The organism is Salinivibrio sp. SS3, from assembly GCF_001722105.1.
Taxonomy (GTDB): Bacteria; Pseudomonadota; Gammaproteobacteria; order Enterobacterales; family Vibrionaceae; genus Salinivibrio; species Salinivibrio kushneri.
The window spans coordinates 21,083-38,199 of the sequence record NZ_MEBQ01000017.1; the positions used below are offsets into that span (position 1 = coordinate 21,083).

Consider the following 17,117-nt stretch of genomic DNA (forward strand, 5'->3'; position numbering starts at 1 on the left):
ATAATAAAACGGGAGTGACATCTCCCGTTCTTGCTTTCGTTTGACTACAATAGGCCGAGTCGTAAACGATTGCACCCGATTGATAAAGGTGCCTCAGGCATCTTTACTCAGTTCAGCAAAGACAACCCGAGTGAATAGGACAAGAGCCATGTCTAAAGTTTTTGATTTTGTAAAACCTGGCGTTATCTTTGGCGATGACGTTCAGAAAGTATTTGAAGTTGCCAAAGAGAACAAGTTTGCATTGCCTGCAGTCAACGTCGTTAACACTGACTCAATCAACGCAGTGATGGAAGCCGCGGCGAAAGTAAAAGCGCCAGTGGTTATCCAGTTCTCTAACGGTGGTGCGGGTTTCTTCCCGGGCAAAGGTCTGAAACTAGAAGGCCAAGAAGCGCAAATTAAAGGCGCTGTTGCCGGTGCGAAATACGTTCACGCGATGGCTGAAGTCTACGGTGTGCCTGTGATCATGCACACTGACCACGCAGCGAAGAAACTACTGCCGTGGATTGATGGCCTACTTGACGCGGGTGAAGCCTTCTTCAAAGAGCACGGCAAACCGCTTTTCTCTTCTCATATGATTGACCTGTCTGAAGAGTCGCTTGAAGAGAACATGGAAATCTGTGCCGAATATCTTGCGCGCATGGACAAAATGGGCATGACGCTAGAAATCGAACTGGGTATTACGGGTGGTGAAGAAGACGGCGTGGATAACAGCGATGTTGATACAGCTGATCTTTACACCAAGCCAGAAGAAGTGGCTTACGCATACGAAAAACTGTCAGCCATTAGCCACCGTTTCACCATTGCTGCGTCATTCGGTAACGTACACGGTGTTTACAAACCAGGTAACGTGGTACTTAAGCCAGAAATCCTACGTGAATCACAGGCTTACTGCTCAGAGAAATTTGGTCTACCGACCAATGGTCTGAACTTCGTCTTCCATGGCGGCTCGGGTTCTTCTGAAGCACAAATTCAAGAATCCATTGGCTACGGTGTGATCAAAATGAACATCGATACCGATACTCAGTGGGCGACTTGGGATGGTATTCGTCAGTATTACCAAGACAACGAAGGCTACCTACAAACTCAAATCGGTAACCCGAAAGGTGACGATCAACCTAACAAAAAATTCTATGACCCACGCGTTTGGCTGCGTAAAGGGCAGGAGTCGATGGTTGCGCGCCTTGAGCAAGCTTTCAAAGACCTCAACGCAGTTGACGTCCTGTAAACGTCACAACAGTGTTGAATGTAAAAGCCCGCCACTTGGCGGGTTTTTTTATATCTTCGTGATACTGACTCGTATCATTGCGGAGACATTTCGCGTGAATGAGATAGACAGCGACCAGTAAAAGGCTGTTAACATAGAGTTACCGTTTATCCCAACTTGAAGAGGGAAAGTGAATGAGTGAGGAAAACACAATGGTAGAGGGTGCTAAATGGGCACAGACTTGGTTGATGGATAATCAAGATCTGTTGACGCAGTACGGGGTGAACATTATTTCTGCGCTACTGATCTTGGTGATTGGTAACCTTGTGATCAAAGGTTTGGCCAACTCCATGGCGGGGGTGATGCGTAAGCGCAACATGGATAACGCGGTGGTGGAATTTCTCCACGGCCTCGTGCGTTACTTGTTGTTTGTGATCGTCTTGATTGCCGCGCTGAGCCGTGTGGGTGTACAAACGGCGTCTGTGATTGCCATCTTAGGTGCCGCAGGTTTAGCCGTGGGTCTGGCTTTGCAAGGCTCGTTGGCAAACTTTGCCGCCGGGGTATTAATCGTGATGTTCCGTCCGTTCAAATCGGGCGATTACGTCGAATTGGCCGGAGTCGCGGGCTCTGTTGAGTCCATTCAAGTGTTCTCTACGGTGCTCACTACCCCGGATAACAAAATGGTGGTGGTGCCAAATGGGTCGGTGATCAGCAGCCCAATCACTAACTATTCCAAGCATGCCACACGCCGTGTTGACTTGACGATTGGCGTCGCGTACAGCGCGGATTTAAAGAAAACCAAAACGGTGTTGATGGATATTCTGACCCAACATCCCTTGATTCTGAAAGATCCTGAACCCAATGTGGCGGTGATGACGTTAGCCGACTCATCGGTCAATTTTGTGGTGCGCCCTTGGGTGAAAACAGAAGACTACTGGAGCGTTTACTTTGAGCTGCTGCCAACCATCAAAGAAGCGCTGGACGAACATGGTATTGAAATTCCATTCCCGCAAATGAGTGTTCACGTCGAGCGCAGCGAGCGCCAAGCATAACCTCACGGTCGGTGATAGCCATTATGGATGCGGCAGCGTGGCCGCATCCCTGTTTTTTAACTTGCCAGTAAACGTGCGTAAAGGCCGAGTGCGAGCTTACCGGCCACGAATAACATCATACTCGCCATGAGTAGATCGAGCAGTCGCCGGATTGAGGGAGTGGATAGCCACGGTGACAAGCGTGCGGCCCCTGCCGATAAGCCGTAAAACCAAAGGCACGATCCCATTAGGGCCCCAACAGTAAAAGCGACGCGTTCATCGAACGCAAATTGGCCACCAATTGCACCCAACACCACCACGGTATCGAGATACACATGCGGATTGAGCAAGGTCACCGCCAAGGCGCCAATGATCACTGCGCGGCGGCCTCGACTCATGGTGGGGGCTTCCATTGACGCCTCTTGGTTGTGTTGACGTGCGCTCTGGATAAACTGCCACGCGTAGACACTCAAAAAGCCGATCCCTGCGAGCGTGATGGTATTGAGCAGTATAGGGTAACTTGCCAATAAGGCCCCTCCGCCAAAAATCCCACTTGAGATCAAGATGATATCGCAGATAAAGCAGATCGACGCTGTGGTCATATGGTGTTCACGGCTGATACCTTGGTTAATCACATACGCATTTTGCGCGCCAATGGGAATAATCATGGTCAGGCTCAAGCCTAAGCCCTGAAGGGCGACTAAAAAACTGCTCACGGTCTATTCCTTTTTCTCGTGTTATCCCCTCACTTTAAGCACAGAGACGCGTAAAGGGAATCGAATTTTCTTCATCATTGAAAGGATGCAAGCGCAGGGCGACAAGTCACCGGTCACCATCAGCTTGGTGTGGCGTCATCAATGGCGCTGTTGATGTTTTGACATAAATCTGACGCAAGCGAGTGAGTCTTTTGCTGAAAAAAGAGTCTGACCTATAACCTCATGATAATTTGAATCCATGAAAGGAGAGAGAATGTGTAAGTTTAAAGCAATGCTTTGCCTGACTAGCGCCTTGGTGACAGCACCAGCCGCGATGGCCAATATTGATTTTCCGCATCTGGACATTACCGGTGTTGGGGAAGTGACGGCTGCGCCTGATATGGCCACGATTGATGTGGGGGTGGTGACCGAGCGAAAAACGGCAAAAGCGGCAAAAGCCGCATCCGACAAAGCGGTCACGGCGTTTATCAATCGGCTGTCGGCACAAGGGGTAAAGCGCGAGCAAATCGAGAGTGCGCATATTCAGCTGTCACCGCGTTATCAACACGTCAAAGACAAAGCGCCTGAGCTGACTGGCTACCGTGCTGAGCGCCAGGTTACCGTGACACTTAACCAGCTCGATAAGTTGAATGCAGTGTTAGATGGGGCGCTAGGCGAGGGGATTAACCGAATCCGACAAGTACAGCTAACCAGTAGTGACCAGTCGGCATTGAAAGATAAAGCGCGTGAGGCGGCGGTCAATGATGCCAAAGAAAAAGCCGAGGCACTCGCGAAAAGTTTGGATATGCGTCTCGATGGCGTCTGGCAAATTCGCTATCGGTCCAGCAATCCACGCCCTGTGATGATGAATGCCGAGATACGCAGCGGCAGCGCCGATGTCGCCGCAAGCTATCAAGATGCGACCATGCAGGTGCGTGATCAGGTTGATATTATTTTCCGTCTTGATGACTAATCGCCTTGTCGACCACCGTGATCAAAAAAGGACGCAGATGCGCCCTTTTTTACCATTGACTCGTTGTTTGAATTTTATGCCGTTGGATTGATAGGTTTGCCATCGGCATCGGTAGCTTCACCGTCTTGCTTGCCATTACGGCGCGCCAGACGTTGCTCCCAATAATCGGCATTTTTGATGCCAAGCTTAACGGGATCGAAGGTGTAGGTTTCTACCCCTCTAGCCTGTTGCTCTTCATAATCTTTTAGCGCCTTAAGGGCTGGCTTAGAGATAAAGAAGATGATGATGATGCCAACAATGTTTAACCACGCCATCAAACCCACACCGGCATCACCAAACGCCCAAGCGAGGTTAGCACTCCGCACACAGCCGTAGAACACGGCGGACATTAGCACCACTTTCAGCGCAAACATCATTCCTGGCACCTTGATAGTGCGACGCAGGTACGCAATGTTGGTTTCGGCAATGTAGTAGTAGGCCAAAATGGTGGTAAAGGCGAAGAAAAAGAGTGCAAAGGCGATAAAGGGTTTACCCAAGCCAGGCATCGCCGCTTCAATCGCCAGCTGAGTAAACTCAGGGCTGTTTGCCGCGACCGAAGATGCCAAGTTTTGCACGATATAGGCTTCACCCGGACCATGGACATTGTAAGCACCGGTGATGATGATCATAAACGCGGTTGCCGAGCAAACCAGCAAGGTATCGATGTAAACCGAGAAGGATTGCACTAAGCCTTGTTGAGCTGGGTGGTCAACGTTGGCGGCCGCCGCCGCGTGTGGACCTGTCCCTTGACCGGCTTCGTTGGAGTAAACACCACGTTTAACCCCCCAACCAATAGCTGCGCCCGCACCTGCCATCGGTGTGAAGGCATCGCCGATGATCATAGAAACCACGGCGGGAATTTCACTGATGTTCAACAGAATGATAACAAACGCAATAATGATGTACGCCAGTGCCATAAAGGGCACCACGATTTGCGTAAAGTGGGCAATACGTTTAACACCACCGAAAATGATGAACCCGAGCACGATAGAGATGAAGGCACCGGTAATCACTTTCGACACTTCAAGTGCACCAAACATGGCGGTATCAACCATGGCGCCAGAGCCAAACGCGGTTTCGACCGCATTACCAATCGCATTGGATTGTACCCCAGGTAGCATTACACCACAGGCGAGTAAGGTCGCGAGCGCGAAGAGGATGGCATACCATTTCTGTCCCATTGCCTTTTCAATGTAATAAGCAGGACCACCACGGAACTCACCATTGTCTTCTTCTTTATAAATTTGTGCCAAGGTTGATTCAGTGTAAGCGGTTGCCGCGCCTAGAAAAGCAACGACCCACATCCAGAATACCGCGCCAGGGCCACCAAAACCGATAGCGGCGGCGACGCCAGCGATATTACCTGTACCGACACGGCCAGAGAGTGATACTGCTAAGGCTTGGAAGGAAGAAATCCCTTTGGTTGAGCTTTTCCCTGAAAAGAGGAGTCGCCACATTTCGGAGAAGTGACGGATTTGAACAAAGCGCGTCAGTATGGAGTAAAACAGTCCCGCACCCAAACAGGTGTAAATCAGAACCGGACTCCATATGATGCTATTTAAGAAATCGACAAACGATTGCATAGTGAGTTCCTTCTACTGTGTTTGCATCATGTTTTGTTGTTATCGCGAATAGCATCTTAAACTGATTTTCAGTTCAATTGTTAATATTTTGTGTCTTTATATTGCACGATGTGTGAATCTGATCGTTTTGTGCTCAACAAAATGGACGCCGATAGCGAAAAAAAGGAGGCCTTTACGGGCCTCCTTGAGTAATTCCTTATATATCAGCGAGTCAGTCAGGCTGATAGGTGTCTAGTTCTATTTGCGTTTTTTTGGCTTTTTGACTTTGCTCGAGTTTTTAACGCTTTGCTTCTTTTTTTTCTTCTTGTGCTCTGCTTTTTTATGTTTAGGCTTCAAGCCATCAATGGTTCGCTCTTTAATCTCTTCATCCATGTAGCGCGTGATCCTATCCATCATCGGTTGATCATGGGCTTCGACCAGTGAAATGGCAGAGCCTTTCTTGCCTGCGCGCGCCGTGCGACCAATACGGTGCAGATAGACATCAGCCGTGCGTGGGAGATCATAGTTGATCACATGGGTAATATCTGGGACATCAATACCGCGTGCCGCGACATCCGTGGCCAGTAGGACCTTCACCTTTCCTTCGCTAAACCGGTTAATGGCATTGTTACGTTTCGCTTGTTGCATTTCACCTTGGATCCAGGCGCAATCCAGTTTTTGTGACTGCATATAATCACGAAGCTCCGCCAAGCGTTCACGTGTTTTAATAAATACAATCGCGCGCTCTGCCTGTTCGCTGACAATCGCTTTTAGCAAGGCGCGCTTGTGGTCAAGATCATCACAGCGGTGATACCACTGGGTGATTTTTTTACGCTCGCGGCGTGGCGGTGTCACATCCACCAGCTCAGGGTTATCTAGCAGATCCTCGGTAAAGCCTGCTACCCCGCGCCCTTCTAGTGTGGCGGAGAAGAGCATGGTCTGACGGCGGCGCTGGCACTCATCAGAGAGTCGATTGACCGCATTCGCAAACCCCATATCCAGCATCCGGTCTGCTTCATCTAAGATCAGGCATTCAACGGCGCGGCAATCGAATCGCTCAGCTTCAATGTACTCCATCAAACGGCCAGGCGTTGCCACCACAATATCCTGTGTTTTACCCAGCTGCTCCGCGTGCTCTTGGTATGAAATCCCGCCGGTGATGGTGAATATCTTAAGACTGGTATTTTTCGCTAATGCGCGCGCTTCATCAGCTACCTGAATGGCTAACTCACGCGTGGGGGTGAGAACCAGTACGCGACCTGGCCCGGGTTTTTGCCGCGGAAAGTCGAGTAAGTGCTGCAACATGGGCAGCAAAAAAGCCGCCGTTTTGCCGGTTCCCGTTGGCGCGGAGGCAAGGATGTCACGTCCATCCATACCGTGGGGGATAACCTCAGATTGGATCAGCGTAGGGCGCTGATAGCCCATATCGTCAAGTGCACTGAGCAGTTCTGGATCCAGCTCGAGTTCGGCAAAGCTTCGCACAGGTAATTCTCCAAGGATAGTTAAGCGCGGTATTATAGACGCAAATAGTGTAAATGGGCAGCGCGCCCAAGGCCAATGATAGCGAGGCGCTGCTCGATTTGGCTTACGAGAGTTTAAGGTAAAATGCTCGCGTCAGATCGGCAAAAGCCTGCGTGTAGGTGCCATCTTGCTCGCGCACCGCGATCGTATCAGATCTGACCGCGCCCGTCGTCGGGCTTAGCGTGAATAATACGCGAGAGGGGGCTTTTTCCGGTGTGGCGCTGACCAACATGTGGCGGTGTAAAAAAAGCCCTTGTGCTTGTGCATCTTCAATGAATGCATTGGCTTCTTTGGTGGGCAAAATCAGATCCGCACACCCTGTGGGGGCGAGTAACCGCTTTAGACAGGCAATAAGCGCGGGATGGCTTAAGGTACTGGCATGTCTGGCAACGGCCCGTTGTGGGTTGCTTGAAAGCGCACCACTGGTGAAATAAGGGGGATTGCAGACAATATGTTGCCACTGTTCGCGACACGCAAAGTCGTTAATATCACCGTGGTGCAATTGGATTTGCGCGGCAAACCGTGACGCTCTCACATTTAACGTGGCGCAGTGAAAGGCGGACGGATCGAACTCGACCGCCGTCAGCGATAGATGAGCAAAACGTTGTGCTAACATCAGCGCTAACAAACCGGTTCCTGTCCCGATGTCCAAGCTGTTGCTCGCCGTCCCAGGCTGAGCCCAAGCGCCTAGCAGTACACCATCTGTACTGACTTTCATGCCACAATTGCCGTGGTCGATAACAAATTGTTTAAAGCGAAATTGGCTCATGTGTCCTGCACTCTGGCGACGTAGTGGCATCAAGAGTTAGCATTTTTGTCTTTTGTGTAACCACTATGTTATCGATATTGATCGTTAAAAAATACCATGGATAACATGATAGATAGTTTATTGAGCTGATTGTTATTGCTAAAGCAGAAGATCACAAGGTTTTTTGTCAATGCCTTTACTGTGACTATGAACTTCTTCATTATTCTGCGCTCTGCCCATCGTCTGAAACAAAATATTATAAATGAGCGTTTCAGCTGGGTGAAACATTATTGATTGCAAACACTATCTTCAAGCTGTAGGTATACATCGTGACTAAACGTTTAAAATTAGTAGATATTTTAGCGTTAGGTTTTATGACCTTTGCCTTTTTCTTAGGCGCTGGAAATATAATCTTTCCCCCACAAGCTGGCATGTTAGCTGGTGATCATTACACCGCCGCGATGATCGGATTTTTGATCACCGCGGTCGGTCTTCCTTTAATCGGTATCATTGCGGTTGCGGTCGCAGGCGGCGGCTGGAAAGGCCTGACCCGTGATCTGCCAACGGGTGTCGCGACACTGATGGCCGTGCTGATTTTTATCATTATTGGCCCTGCTTTTGCCGCCCCTCGCGCCGGACTGGTTGCCTATGAAATTGGTTTTAAACCTTTTTTATCTGCGCCAGGACAGTTAGAGCTGGGCGCTTTCTCTGTGGTCTTTTTTGCCGTCGCGATGTTTTTCTCGCTATCTCAAGGCAAACTGATTGATACCATCGGTAAGTTCTTGACGCCCCTGCTCTTCGCGGCGCTCGCGATTTTGGCTATCGCAGTGATCATCAATCCTCAAGGCGACGTGGTGGCCGCGCAGGGTAGCTATGTTGAAAACGCGCTGACAACCGGCTTTTTGGAAGGTTATAACACCATGGATACCTTTGCGGCCTTGATGTTCGGCATGTTGATTGTCGATGTGATCCGCAAAAAAGGTATCGAAGACAATAAAGCAACCTGCATGTACCTGATTTACGCCGGTATTATCGCCGCGGCTGGATTGGCGTTTGTGTACGTGTCGCTGTTCTATTTAGGCTCAACCGCCAGTGTGGTGGCGCAAGGGACGCAAAATGGCGGCGAAATCATGGCCGCTTACGTGGATGCACTGTTTGGCCCGGTCGGGCAAATGATCCTCGCGGCGATCATTGGCCTGGCGTGTTTGACCACTGTGATTGGGTTGGTGAGCGCGTGTGCCGATTACTTTAGCTCGCTCACATCATGGACGTATCGTCGCTGGGTGGTCGTCGTCGCGACTGTCTGTGCGGTGGTGGCCAATGTGGGCCTTAAACAGCTTATCGCTATTTCTATTCCTGTCTTATTCGCATTATACCCGGTTGCGATTGCACTGATTGGCTTGACCTTCATCCGTCGCTGGTTACCAAATCCAGCGCTAGGTTATCGCCTCGTGTTGGGCGTGGCATTGCTGTTTAGCTTGCTTGATGCGGCAAAAGTCATGGGCGCTGACATGAGTGCCTTTAGCTTCCTACCGCTGTTTGATGTCGGTATGGCCTGGCTGCTGCCCACACTGGTGGCAATGGGCGTGGCAAAGTTTGTTGGATCACGTGCTAATGCGCTAGCGGAAGCCTAATCATGTTGACCGCGACATAGTCGCGAAGAAAAACCGCGCTGGTTGGGCGCGGTTTTTTTATTTGAGGGGATTAAACAGGCCGCGTATCAGAGTAACGCTTGGTACTCGACCAGCACTTGCTCGCACCAGTTTTGGATCCGTTCGTCACTGAGTTCGTACTCAGAGTCTTCATCAAGGGCAAGACCGACAAATTGCTTGCCGTCCTCAGTGACGGCTTTTGAGGCATCAAAACGGTAACCTTCGGTAGACCAGTAACCGATAAACTGCGCGCCACAGCCTTGTAGTTGCTGATGGAGCATGCCCATGGCATCCAGATACCATTCGGCGTATCCTTCTTGGTCGCCCAAGCCAAACAAGGCGATGACTTTGCCGTCTAGTTGGAGACTATCAATGTCTTGCCAAACCGCTTCCCAATCTTCTTGTAGCTCACCAAAATCCCAGGTTGAGATCCCAAGTAGCAGCAAATCGTAATCTGCCATTTTGGCGAGCGGTGTTTCTTTGACATTATGTAGTTCGACCAAATCATCACCGATAAAGTCACGGATTTTCTCCGCGGCCATTTCGGTGTAGCAGGTGGTAGAACCATAAAAAAGACCGATTTTCATAGCACGACTCGTTTGTGTGTCATGGGCGCAGTTTACCTGCTCAACGGTAATATGATCCAGCAACTGCAAGCGACATTTTGTATAATCGCGGCTGGCCGTGACCCAAGTGATGGGCGTGTTTTTTCGATTAATAACCAAGTGGGCTGAAGGTGACGAACAACATTGAACGCATCGAGCAATTTTTGGATGCTATGTGGATGGAGCGCGGACTCTCCGAAAACACGTTAAATTCGTATCGCACAGATTTATTGAAGCTGTGCCATTGGCTCGATACTCGCTCGCTGGTAGCGGTGAGCAAGCAAGACTTACAAGATTACCAATACTGGCTACATGAGCAGGGCTACCAATCCAGCACGCGCAGCCGTATGGTGTCGGCGTTACGTCGCCTATTCCAATACTTGTATCGACAGAAGTTGCGTCCCGACGATCCCAGTGCCACCCTAATCAGTCCGAAGCAGCCCAAGCGGCTGCCGAAAGATCTGACGGAAGAGCAAATCGATGCATTATTAATGGCACCGAATACCGACGACCCCCTTGAGCTTAGAGATAAAGCCATGTTGGAGCTGTTATATGCGACGGGTTTGCGTGTGACAGAGCTTATCGGGCTGACGATGGAGAATGTGAGCTTGCGCCAAGGTGTGGTGCGGGTGTCCGGTAAAGGTGACAAAGAACGCTTGGTCCCGATGGGAGAGTCGGCCGTGGATTGGCTGGAGCACTATTTGGCGTATAGTCGCCCGGTATTGCTGGGTGAAACCAGTACCGATGTGTTTTTCCCAAGCAAACGCGCCCGTCAAATGACACGGCAAACCTTTTGGCATCGCATCAAGTATTACGCGCAACTGGCAGGGATTGAGACCGATGATCTGTCGCCGCATGTTTTACGTCATGCGTTTGCGACTCACTTACTCAATCATGGGGCCGATTTACGCGTGGTGCAGATGTTACTTGGACACAGTGACCTATCGACGACGCAAATCTATACCCATGTGGCGACCGAGCGTTTGAAGCAGCTGCATCAAACACACCACCCACGCGGCTAACCGATAACTGGTGACAACTTCATGATAGAAATAAAAAGACGTACGCCGTCAGTGACACCGGCATTCAGCGATGCCATTCCGCCGCTATTGCAACGCTTATACGCTAACCGTGGTTTAAAGGAAGACAGCGAGCTCAACCGCAGCGTGGCTGGCTTGCATCAATATCAAGCGTTAACCGGGATTGATGCTGCCGTTAACTTGCTCGCCGAGGCGCTAAAGACCCATCAATCGATCTTGATTGTGGGTGACTTTGACGCCGATGGCGCGACATCGTCAGCGCTCTCCGTCAAAGCCTTACGCATGATGGGTGCCTCCCGTGTCGATTACCTGGTGCCAAACCGCTTTGACGATGGCTACGGCTTAAGCCCTGAGGTGGTTGACCAAGCCGCGGAGCGGGGAGCAGAGCTTATCATGACTGTGGACAACGGGGTGTCCTCATTGGCGGGGGTGGCGCACGCCAAAGCGCTCGGTATGCAGGTGCTGGTGACCGATCACCATCTACCGGGTGAGACACTGCCTGAGGCCGACGCCATGGTGAACCCGAATCTGGATGACTGTGGTTTTCCCTCGAAGGCGCTTGCCGGTGTGGGGGTCGCCTTTTATTTGATGCTGGCGCTGCGTGCGCATTTGCGCGACCAAGGGTGGTTTGAGCAGCAGGGACTGGCCGTCCCTAACTTAGCCGAGTTGCTGGATTTGGTCGCGCTGGGCACGGTCGCCGACGTGGTAGCGTTAGATGGTAATAACCGGATTCTTGTACATCAGGGGTTGCAGCGGATCCGCGCTGGGCGTTGCCGCCCTGGGATCCAGGCGCTCATCGAGGTGGCCAATCGCAACATGGCCACGCTTGTCGCCAGTGATTTCGGCTTTGCATTGGGGCCAAGGATCAATGCCGCGGGGCGTTTAGATGATATGGCGTTTGGGGTTGAGCTTTTACTGTGTGACAACATTCATGCTGCCAGACGCATGGCGTCTGAGTTGGATGCGCTCAATCAAACCCGCAAAGATATAGAGCAAGGCATGAAGCAAGAAGCCGTGGCTTGGTGTGAGCGCTTGATTGCCGAACAGTCCGAGCAAGAATTGCCGGTAGGGTTGGCGCTGTTTCAGCGTGACTGGCACCAAGGCGTGATTGGGATCCTCGCCTCGCGCTTAAAAGATCAATTTCACCGCCCTGTGATTGCGTTTGCCGATGGGGGGGATGGACTGATAAAAGGTTCAGCGCGTTCGATTCCGGGTTTGCATATGCGCGATACATTGGATCGGATTGATACATTAAATCCTGGATTAATTAAAAAGTTTGGCGGCCATGCCATGGCGGCTGGATTGACCATCGACGAAGCACAGTTTGATACGTTCGCCAAGCAGTTTGATGCGCAGGTGCGTGAGCAGGTCAGTGAGGACGACTTAAAAGGTGTCTTGTTAAGTGATGGTCCCTTACAAAGTCACGAGCTGGGATTAGAGACAGCCGAAACCATTCAATCAGGCGGCCCTTGGGGGCAAGGCTTCCCGGAGCCGCAGTTCGATGGCCTTTTTAAGGTGCTGCAGCAAAAACTGGTGGGCGGCAAACACTTAAAATTGATGGTCGAGCCGGAAGGCGGCGGCACCATGATTGATGCCATTGCTTTTAACGTTGATTTGCGTCGCTGGCCCGATCCCAGTACCAAGACGTTACGACTCGTTTACCGCCTGGATATCAATGAGTTTCGCGGTAATCGTAGCGCCCAGTTGATCATTTCTCACCTTGAAGCCGCTTAAATATGCGGCTTTTTCCATCACGCCCTGTTTATTGGCGCGACAATTCGCTAAAATTCGGCGGTTAAATTTCCGCTAATAATGAAGATGCTTGACCATGTTTGAGATTAATCCAATCAAAAATCGCCTCGCCGATATCGCCGAACGTACCGATGTCCTCCGGGGGTATCTTTGACTATGATGCTAAAAAAGAGCGTCTAGAAGAAGTTAATGCCGAGTTAGAACAACCGGACGTGTGGAATGAACCACAACGTGCACAAGCGCTGGGTAAAGAGCGTGCTTCCCTTGAAGCGGTGGTGGAAACCATCGAGCAACTGACTCAAGGCGGCGAAGACGTCAACGAACTGCTGATGCTGGCCGTCGAGGAAGACGATCAAGAAACCTTTGACGAAGTGGAGCCGGAGCTGGTGGAGCTTGAAGCCAAGCTAACCAAGCTAGAATTCCGCCGCATGTTTTCTGGTGAGCACGATGCGTCTGATTGCTATATTGACCTGCAAGCCGGGTCAGGCGGTACTGAAGCGCAAGATTGGACCAACATGATGCTCCGCATGTACTTGCGCTGGGCGGATGCGAAAGGCTTCAAAGCTGAAGTGATTGAAGTGTCTGAGGGGGATGTGGCTGGATTAAAATCTGCCACGGTACGCATCACCGGTGAATACGCCTACGGCTGGCTACGCACGGAAACGGGCGTTCATCGTCTGGTGCGTAAATCGCCTTTCGACTCGGGGGGCCGTCGTCATACCTCGTTTGCCTCGGCGTTTGTGTACCCGGAAATCGATGACAACATTGATATCGATATTAACCCATCAGATTTACGGATTGATGTCTACCGAGCTTCTGGTGCGGGTGGGCAGCACGTTAACACCACCGAGTCAGCAGTGCGGATCACCCACGTGCCGACCAACACCGTGGTGCAGTGCCAAAACGATCGCTCACAGCATAAAAACAAAGATCAGGCGATGAAACAGCTGCGTGCGAAGTTGTTTGAGCTTGAGCTACAAAAGCAAAACGCGGAAAAACAAGCCAACGAAGACGCCAAATCTGATATCGGTTGGGGCAGCCAGATCCGCTCCTACGTATTAGATGATTCGCGTATCAAAGACTTGCGTACCGGTATTGAAAACCGCAATACGCAGGCCGTTCTCGACGGCGACTTGGACAAATTTATTGAAGCCAGCCTCAAATCTGGCCTGTAATGACGAATTAATGTAAAGGGTTTTCTATGACTGACCAGTTACCAGATGAAAATAAGCTGATTGCCGAGCGTCGTGCCAAGCTCACTCACATTCGTGAAAATTGTAAGGCAAACGGCCATCCTAATGATTTCCGTCGTGAGCACTTAGCGGCTGACTTGCAAGCTGAATTTGGCGAGAAAGAAAAAGCGGAACTCGAAACACTGGACCACAAAGTGACCATTGCGGGCCGCATCATGGCTAAACGCGGTCCATTTATGGTGGTACAAGATGTCTCGGGCCGTATTCAAGCCTATGCGTCAAAAGACGTGCAAAAGGCGTTGAAAGCCGAGTACCAAGGCTTAGATATCGGTGACATTATTGGCGTGCACGGTGCGCTACATAAATCTGGTAAAGGCGATCTGTATGTCAACATGGAGCGCTACCAACTGCTGACGAAAGCCTTGCGTCCGCTACCGGAAAAATTCCATGGGCTAGCTGACCAGGAGCTGCGCTATCGTCAGCGCTATGTGGACCTGATTGTCAACGAAGAGTCGCGTCACGCTTTCCAAGTGCGTTCAAGTGTGGTCACCGCCATCCGTAATTACATGGTGGAAAAACACTTTATGGAAGTGGAAACGCCGATGATGCACGTCATCCCAGGCGGTGCTACCGCGCGTCCCTTTACCACCCACCATAATGCACTTGATATCGACATGTACTTACGTGTGGCGCCCGAGCTTTACTTAAAGCGTTTGGTTGTCGGCGGCTTTGAGCGTGTGTTTGAAGTGAATCGTAACTTCCGTAATGAAGGGCTTTCACCGCGTCATAATCCTGAATTCACCATGATGGAATTCTATATGGCGTATGCCGATTACAATGATCTGATGGATCTTACGGAAGACATGCTCTCTCGCGTGGCGCTGGACGTGATGGGACAGTCTGTATTGCCTTATGGTGAGCATGACATTAATTTCGCAGGGCCTTATCCGCGAATGACCATGCTCGATGCTATCAAGCAATATAACCCTGATCATGCTGATATTCAGGCGCTGACGTATGAGACGGTACAAGATCGTGATCACCTTGCCTCGATAGCGAAATCACTCAAAATCAGTGTTGAGTCATTCTGGACGGCTGGACAGTTGCTGGAAGAGATCTTTGGTGAGACAGCTGAACCGCAGTTGATTCAGCCAACCTTTATCACCGAATATCCGGCCGATATTTCACCGCTGGCGCGTCGCAATGATGATAACCCGTTTGTGACCGACCGTTTTGAATTCTTCGTCGGTGGGCGTGAAGTGGCGAATGGCTTCTCGGAGCTGAACGACGCAGAAGACCAAGATGCACGCTTCAAAGCCCAGGTAGATGCCAAAGACGCTGGTGATGATGAGGCGATGTACTACGATGCGGATTATATCAACGCACTCGAGCATGGGTTGCCACCGACGGCGGGACAAGGAATTGGTATTGACCGATTGGTGATGTTATTCACCAACACGCATACGATTCGTGATGTGATCTTGTTCCCAGCCATGCGCCCACAGCATGGCAGTTAATACTGGACAGACCACAGCACAAGCGGCTCAATGAGCCGCTTTTTTTGCGCCTTGCGTCGTTGTTTTCTCAAAAACCTGCGATATTTTATCTGGATTTTTCAGATATCTGGCTACAATTATCCGTATTACAACCCATCGCATGTCTCTTTATTGAGACAGATTAGGACTCGCCCTTCTTTATAATAGGGGCTTGATTCGCTGGCAAAAAAGACAGAATGGATGTAAGGCAGGTGTTATGGGATTCGATTCGGGGACTGACAAAACCTTGAGCTCACTCGTCGTTGTCGGCGGGACCTATGAGCCTTGGTTAGCGACCCTTGAGCAAGCTGGTTGGCATTGTCATCGCTGTTATGATTTGCGAGCCGCGCAGTCATTGCTACAAGATATCGGCCCTTGTATAGGTATTGTCGATTTAAGTCATGATGACTTTAGCCTTAATGGTGTGGCATCACTGGTTAACCGCAATAAACAGGTGCGCTGGCTAGCTTTAGTTAGAGAAAACCAACTGACGAACGAAGCCATTTGCCAGTTTATTGTTAGTTTTTGTATTGATTACTTCACCTCGCCCGTTCCTAACTCGCAGTTGATGAGCACCATTGGTCACCAATTGGGTATGTTGCGCCTTGAACGACAAGTATGGCCGCAACTGGGCGATCATAGCGATATGGGTTTGGAAGGCGCCAGCCCAGCGATGAAAAAGTTGCGTGATCAGGTCAGGCGTGTCGCGCCCACTGATGTGTCTGTATTGATAGCCGGCGAGAGCGGTACAGGCAAGGAGCTGGTAGCGCAAGCGGTTCATCATGCCTCAACCCGTGCAAAAGCGCGATTTGAGTCGATTAAATGCTCGGCGCTTGCCGACGAGCAAATGCAGCAAGCGCTATTGGGCGACGAGCATTCGCGTGGAAAAATCCGCCAATGCCATAAAGGCACCCTCTTTTTTGACGAAATTGGTGACCTGCCGCTGCATTTACAAGGGCACTTATTGCACTTGCTGCAAGAGGGCACCTTAGATATCAGCCATGACAAATACGAACACGACCTGGATGTGCGGGTGATTGCCTCGACCCATATGGATTTGGAGAAACGTGTGGCTGAGGGGCTTTTTCGTGAAGATCTGTATTACCGGCTAAATGTGCTGCGCATTAATATGCCTTCATTAAAAGACCGTCAGTCTGATGTACCTGATTTGGCAGAATACTTTTTGCTTAAGTTTGCACGTCAATACAACACACAAGCGAGGACGTTTTCCGACGAAGCCAAGCGTGTGTTGAGCAGTTACTCGTGGCCGGGTAATGTGCGCGAGCTGATTAATCAGGTGAAACGGGCAGTACTGTTGGCCGATCATCTGGTGATTGAAGCGGAGCACTTAGATCTTCCTCGTCAGGGAGATTATAAACAAAGCTTACGTAAAATCCGTGAAGAGTCTGAACGAGACGCCCTGATCGCCGTCCTTGAAGAGAATAAAGGACAAGTGTCGGCGGCGGCTAAAGAGCTTGGTGTATCACGTGCGACTATGTATCGGCTATTGAACAAACACAACTTGATCCCCTCGCCGCGTACCTTCCGTCAGTAAATCACTTGTCCC

General features: G+C 50.5%; 14 protein-coding genes. 9 read left to right on the forward strand and 5 right to left on the reverse strand.

Going from position 1 to position 17,117, the window contains the following annotated elements:
* Nucleotides 1–148: 148 nt before the first annotated feature.
* Together fbaA and mscS are read left to right on the forward strand one after the other, a co-directional pair.
* Nucleotides 149–1,225 carry a class II fructose-bisphosphate aldolase gene (gene fbaA, locus BGL48_RS07570; protein WP_069362096.1) on the forward strand — a complete coding sequence of 359 codons (1,077 nt, stop codon included), beginning with the start codon at nt 149–151 and terminating at the stop codon, nt 1,223–1,225.
* A gap of 173 nt (nt 1,226–1,398) precedes the next feature.
* Nucleotides 1,399–2,256, forward strand: coding sequence for a small-conductance mechanosensitive channel MscS (mscS, locus tag BGL48_RS07575; protein ID WP_069362097.1), 858 nt, complete (start codon nt 1,399–1,401; stop codon nt 2,254–2,256).
* A 56-nt stretch (nt 2,257–2,312) separates the two neighbouring features.
* Here the strand turns inward: mscS and BGL48_RS07580 are convergent, their stop codons facing one another.
* Complete coding sequence (locus tag BGL48_RS07580) at nt 2,313–2,903, reverse strand: LysE/ArgO family amino acid transporter (protein ID WP_069362154.1); 591 nt, start codon at nt 2,901–2,903, stop codon at nt 2,313–2,315.
* A gap of 301 nt (nt 2,904–3,204) precedes the next feature.
* Here BGL48_RS07580 and BGL48_RS07585 point away from each other — a divergent pair, with 301 nt between their 5' ends.
* Nucleotides 3,205–3,903, forward strand: a complete 699-nt coding sequence (locus tag BGL48_RS07585) for an oxidative stress defense protein (protein ID WP_069362098.1) — start codon at nt 3,205–3,207, stop codon at nt 3,901–3,903.
* Between the two features lie 74 nt (nt 3,904–3,977).
* Here the strand turns inward: BGL48_RS07585 and BGL48_RS07590 are convergent, their stop codons facing one another.
* The 3 genes from BGL48_RS07590 to BGL48_RS07600 all read right to left on the reverse strand — a co-directional run bounded on the left by BGL48_RS07590 (nt 3,978) and on the right by BGL48_RS07600 (nt 7,794).
* Nucleotides 3,978–5,525 carry an alanine/glycine:cation symporter family protein gene (locus BGL48_RS07590; RefSeq protein ID WP_069362099.1) on the reverse strand — a complete coding sequence of 516 codons (1,548 nt, stop codon included), beginning with the start codon at nt 5,523–5,525 and terminating at the stop codon, nt 3,978–3,980.
* A gap of 237 nt (nt 5,526–5,762) precedes the next feature.
* Nucleotides 5,763–6,986, reverse strand: coding sequence for an ATP-dependent RNA helicase SrmB (srmB, locus tag BGL48_RS07595; protein WP_083238478.1), 1,224 nt, complete (start codon nt 6,984–6,986; stop codon nt 5,763–5,765).
* A gap of 103 nt (nt 6,987–7,089) precedes the next feature.
* Nucleotides 7,090–7,794 carry a tRNA1(Val) (adenine(37)-N6)-methyltransferase gene (locus BGL48_RS07600; RefSeq protein WP_069362100.1) on the reverse strand — a complete coding sequence of 235 codons (705 nt, stop codon included), beginning with the start codon at nt 7,792–7,794 and terminating at the stop codon, nt 7,090–7,092.
* Between the two features lie 308 nt (nt 7,795–8,102).
* On the opposite strand from BGL48_RS07600, the gene brnQ reads away from it, so the two are divergent.
* Nucleotides 8,103–9,407: a branched-chain amino acid transport system II carrier protein gene (gene brnQ / locus BGL48_RS07605; protein WP_077486867.1), complete on the forward strand. Its 1,305-nt coding sequence runs from the start codon at nt 8,103–8,105 to the stop codon at nt 9,405–9,407.
* A gap of 86 nt (nt 9,408–9,493) precedes the next feature.
* Here the strand turns inward: brnQ and fldB are convergent, their stop codons facing one another.
* Nucleotides 9,494–10,012, reverse strand: coding sequence for a flavodoxin FldB (gene fldB / locus BGL48_RS07610; RefSeq protein ID WP_069362101.1), 519 nt, complete (start codon nt 10,010–10,012; stop codon nt 9,494–9,496).
* Nucleotides 10,013–10,161: 149 nt separating this feature from the next.
* Here fldB and xerD point away from each other — a divergent pair, with 149 nt between their 5' ends.
* The 5 genes from xerD (at nt 10,162) to BGL48_RS07635 (ending at nt 17,105) form a co-directional block, all read left to right on the forward strand.
* Nucleotides 10,162–11,052, forward strand: a complete 891-nt coding sequence (gene xerD / locus BGL48_RS07615; RefSeq protein WP_083238480.1) for a site-specific tyrosine recombinase XerD — start codon at nt 10,162–10,164, stop codon at nt 11,050–11,052.
* A 21-nt stretch (nt 11,053–11,073) separates the two neighbouring features.
* Nucleotides 11,074–12,804 carry a single-stranded-DNA-specific exonuclease RecJ gene (recJ, locus tag BGL48_RS07620; protein ID WP_069362102.1) on the forward strand — a complete coding sequence of 577 codons (1,731 nt, stop codon included), beginning with the start codon at nt 11,074–11,076 and terminating at the stop codon, nt 12,802–12,804.
* 94 nt (nt 12,805–12,898) lie between these two features.
* Nucleotides 12,899–13,997, forward strand: a protein-coding gene (gene prfB / locus BGL48_RS07625) for a peptide chain release factor 2 (protein WP_100298016.1) whose coding sequence is annotated in 2 segments (ribosomal slippage) — nt 12,899–12,973 and nt 12,975–13,997 — 1,098 coding nt in all. Because the reading frame shifts where the segments join, the coding sequence is not laid out codon by codon here.
* Between the two features lie 26 nt (nt 13,998–14,023).
* Nucleotides 14,024–15,532 carry a lysine--tRNA ligase gene (gene lysS / locus BGL48_RS07630; protein ID WP_069362103.1) on the forward strand — a complete coding sequence of 503 codons (1,509 nt, stop codon included), beginning with the start codon at nt 14,024–14,026 and terminating at the stop codon, nt 15,530–15,532.
* Nucleotides 15,533–15,767: 235 nt separating this feature from the next.
* Nucleotides 15,768–17,105 (forward strand): sigma-54-dependent transcriptional regulator, encoded by a 1,338-nt coding sequence (locus BGL48_RS07635; protein WP_069362104.1) that lies wholly within the window; start codon nt 15,768–15,770, stop codon nt 17,103–17,105.
* Nucleotides 17,106–17,117 lie beyond the last annotated feature (12 nt).